Consider the following 4162-nt stretch of genomic DNA (forward strand, 5'->3'; position numbering starts at 1 on the left):
AAATCTTCCGAATTTCAACGATCCAGCTGAATTTGGAAAATATGTAGGTTTTACAGCATTAGATGGAATAGGTGCCGGATCGGCAGGGAAAATGTCAAGAGGCTTGGTCTCTTTTGGTGAGACTGTCAAGAATGGATGGAAATCTTTCTATACTTACCAAAATGTCCCACTCTCCAATGCTGGTATTGCAGATGATGGTTTGAGGGTAATGGATTTTTCAACAGATTTTGCAATCACAGCCAAAAAGACAAGGGATGTCAGTTTTGCTGCCAGTTCTCTTAGATTTGCAGATGATGCTGCAAAGGGGGGACTTCAATATTCTGATGATTTATTAAAGGCTGCACAACAAGCATATCCAAAACTGGCAGGTAAAACACAACTGCATCACATTACCCCAAAATATTTAGGAGGGCCAGCTAATGGACCGCTTATTAAGTTGGATGCAGCGTACCATCAACAAATTACAAATGCCTTTTGGGCAGAATGGGGATATGGAATAGGAAAGCCTTCTGCAGCTCAGCTTGATGCAATAATGAATAGGGTTTATAGCCAATTCCCATTACCTAAATACCTAAATAGAATTCATATGAAAGAAGTGATTGAGTTTAGAATAGGGAATGAATATGTTCACTTGTTATTGAAACTAGGTGAAGGCAAAAGAAATGCATCAAACACAATTATCCATATTACTAAAGACGACCCTAAGTTTGAGCAAATTAGGATTTTAGATAAACAGATAAGAGAAAAAAACAATGACTTCTTTTTTCTGTACTCAAATATCAAAAGAGAATATAGCAAGAAAGAAATAGATACGGCTACACTTTTTCAGATGAAAATAAAAACGACCTTTGAACCAGTAGGTGAGGAATGTGGAACTATTTATGATGAAACAGCAGCTTGTGAAATATGCGGAGCGAACAGGAAACAAATTAGTCCGCTGACGTTAAAGAAAGGATCTATTCTGAAAAAAGATATAGCGAGAACGATAGCAGGGGAATTGGTTGTGTCTGAAAAATTTACAGAAGTTTTTAAGCAAAGAAATTTGAAAGGAGCAATATTAGAACCAGTGATTTTTGGTAAAGGAACTTCAGGTTATTACCAGTTAGTTGCTACATCAGAAATTGAATTATCCCAAAGAACAGTTGCAGGAATTAATATTTTTGACTTATCAACCAGTAGTGAAGGAGAAATTTACAAATGTCCAAAAGGCCACACCATCGGTTTAAATCTTTTATCCGAAGCTTATGTTTTAAATAGCCCATCAATTAGCGGTAGCGATTTTTTAGTAAGCAAACAGAAAATAGGTGTTAAACGTGGGCACTTGCGACCAGAACCGATTTACTTTTGTTCACAGGCTTTTAGGAAAATGGTAGAAGAAGAAAAACTAAGTGGATTTGAATTTGAAATAACAAATATATTCTACACCTAGAGTGCAGGGGAGCGGGTTATGCCGGAAGGTCTTGGTAGCCCCAGCAGCCCACTTCCTAACTTGTCCAATGAATCAATTGAATAAAAAACATTATGGTTATCGGCTTCTTTGCCAGTAACCCAATATTCTTATACAAACAGGACGGAAGACCGAAGTCGGAAGACCGATGTATCGGACATTTCAGTTTCCTATCGAGATTTATACCGAATTACCTTTTTACTGAAATCATTTCATACTTTCATAAAGAACAGTGGGTTTTCATTATTACCAGCAAAAGCAATCAGCTAATTTTAATAAGGCGAAAATGTCATCTTCGGCGGAGTAATTTTGCTAACTGCTAACTGCTACTGCCTACTGAAAAACTTCCAACTCCCAACTCCCAACTTTCCCACTTCTCCCTACTTCCCCTTCACCAATATCAAATGCTTCAACCCCGGATCATCCGAGAGTCTCTGTAGCTCTGAATGGATGATGTCCTGAATGTCCTGCTTGATCTGGGAATAGTTCTTCTGAACAAGTAAATTATCGATTTTTCTGATTTCAGGAATGTCCATATACCCGGATTCCTCTGATTTGATGGCCTGATGGTCATTGATGATTTCGCAGTGAAAAGCCTTCAGAGAAATCTTGCAATCAGGATTGTCAGCCACCAACCCGACAAACTCCCCGGAAGAAAGGGAGGCTATTTTGGAAGGTGGAACAGCAGCATCAAGTTGCTTGGATTTGCTGATGGAAGTATCTCCGCTGTTGATCGAAAGGCTCTGTCTGTCCTGCATGATTTTGCCGATCCTGTCCGAAAGTTGCCGTGCCGATTCTCCTGTCACCTGTCCCGAAATGATATTGCCCACAATGCCCATGATGACATCTGCCTGTTCCCTGCCATAGTCTTTTCGAAGTTGACTCAGGTCCTGAATCCCCAATATGGTGGACACTTTGTTACTTCTAGCAGTGGCGATCAGACTGTCAATGCCATTGAGGTAAATGGTGGGAAACTCATCGAATATCAAACTGGATTTTAGCTTTCCTTTTTGGTTGACCAGCTTCACCAAGCGGTTGACATAGAGGGAGAGAACAGCCCCATAGGTCTGGATTTTTTGGGGATTGTTGCCCATACATACAATCTTCGGTTCCTCGGGATTGTTGATGTCCAGGGTAAAATCATTGCCCGATAGCACATAGTACAACTGAGGGGAAGAGAGCCTGGCCATAGATATTTTGGCTGAGGCAATTTGCCCTTCCAATTGTTCCATCACATCATTGAGATAGGCATTGACAAAGGGATTGATCAGCACATCGATTTCCTTTTCCAGTCTCAGCAAGGTGAAAAGATGATCGTATTCTGCCTGCATCAGTTCAATAACATGGGGCAAGGTGCAGTACTCCCCATCCCTGTATTTTCGCAGAAACCAGATCACGGCAGTCAAAAAATTGATGGGTGATTCGACAAAGAAATCACCCTGTCTTTTGATCCATTCCCTATTGAGTCCCATCAGAATGGTCCTGGCGGATTCCGCAGCATCGGTGATGTCGGTCATGGATTCAGGTACCAACGGATTACAGCGATGGGTTCTTGAGAGCTCATCAAAATTGATCACAAAGAACTTTGGGGTGACCTGATAACTATTCTTGTTTTTCAGCCAACAATTGTAAACGATCCTGGATAGGTCATCAAATTTAAAGTCATAGACAAACATGGAAAATCCTTTCTCGATATGTTGGGTGATGGCATGGCGGATCACAAAATAACTCTTTCCAGCCCCGGGGGTTCCCAATACCAACAATGCCCTGAAGGGGTTGATGATATTGATCCAACTGTTTTTTTGCTTTCCCTTCAGGTAGTATTTGGAGGGAAGGTTAACGGAAAATTCATTGCACAGCTTCCTTTCTTCCTGGGGAAAAGTTTCATTTTCCCGGTTGAAAATATCCCCTTCCAATCTTTGTCTGATGATCTTGGAGAGTAGGGTCCCGCCTGATAACATCATCAAAAATCCCATGCCTGTGGTTCCCATATATAAGATTCCAAGGCTTTCCTGATCCAGTGATAAGCCGAACAATAACTGGCTTAAAAAGTAGATCAGAATTCCCGGTAATATCAAATAAATGGCTTGGTGATAGGTTGATTTTTCATCCTTTCTTCCTTTGGCTCCAAGCAAAGAAATCAACAACATCCCCAGCGCAATCAACTTTGAAAAATTGAAATTCCTATACAAACCTGTACCGACCACATTGCCCAAAAGGTTGTCCGAAAACGGGGTTACCAATCCCCAAAGGGCAAAAGTCCCATAGCAATAATAATAGAAATGCAGGGCCAGTACTGCTATCCCCATCATTCTTGTCATATCCAGAATCTTCCTCAATGCCTGTTCGTTCTCTCCTGTCTGCATCTCTTTTCAGTTCTCTTGATTAAGATTTCTTGATCCCTTTCTTCTTCTTTTTCTTCCGCCTTTTCCAGTCAAATGGAACATAACTGTAACTGCTTTCAGGAGACATCAATGTTTCCAGTAAACCTGATTCACTGTCATCTGAACCAGTCATATTTAGTGGCATTTCATTAGTATTTTTTTCATTTTGTGACTTGCTTGGGTTGGAAGACAGATCATTTTTTTGCTTGGTCAAAGGATCTTTTGGGGTAGGGGGGTGACCGACTCCAAGTGCTTCCGTCAAACCCTTGGCACTGTATTTTTTGCCCAAGGAACTGCCATTGAAAACCGTCCGGTTCCTATGGTCGACATA

General features: G+C 41.0%; 2 protein-coding genes and 1 pseudogene. 1 reads left to right on the forward strand and 2 read right to left on the reverse strand.

The window, feature by feature from the left end; translation table 11 throughout:
* The coding region (locus tag ACEW8U_RS14305) for a hypothetical protein (protein ID WP_373522731.1) at positions 1 to 1429 on the forward strand (1429 nt) is incomplete at its 5' end.
* A 398-nt stretch (positions 1430 to 1827) separates the two neighbouring features.
* Here the strand turns inward: ACEW8U_RS14305 and mobC are convergent.
* Entirely contained in the window at positions 1828 to 3813 is a 1986-nt protein-coding gene (mobC, locus tag ACEW8U_RS14310) for a conjugal transfer protein MobC (RefSeq protein WP_373522732.1), read from the reverse strand.
* 19 nt (positions 3814 to 3832) lie between these two features.
* A pseudogene (locus tag ACEW8U_RS14315) lies at positions 3833 to 4162 on the reverse strand (hypothetical protein); the annotation flags it as partial.

Source organism: Aquiflexum sp., from assembly GCF_041751335.1.
Classification (GTDB): domain Bacteria; phylum Bacteroidota; class Bacteroidia; order Cytophagales; family Cyclobacteriaceae; genus Aquiflexum.

Excerpts from the sequence above, each read along its gene's own strand:
- mobC (WP_373522732.1), bottom strand. The coding sequence starts at position 3,813 with ATGCAGACAGGAGAGAACGAACAGGCATTGAGGAAGATTCTGGATATG.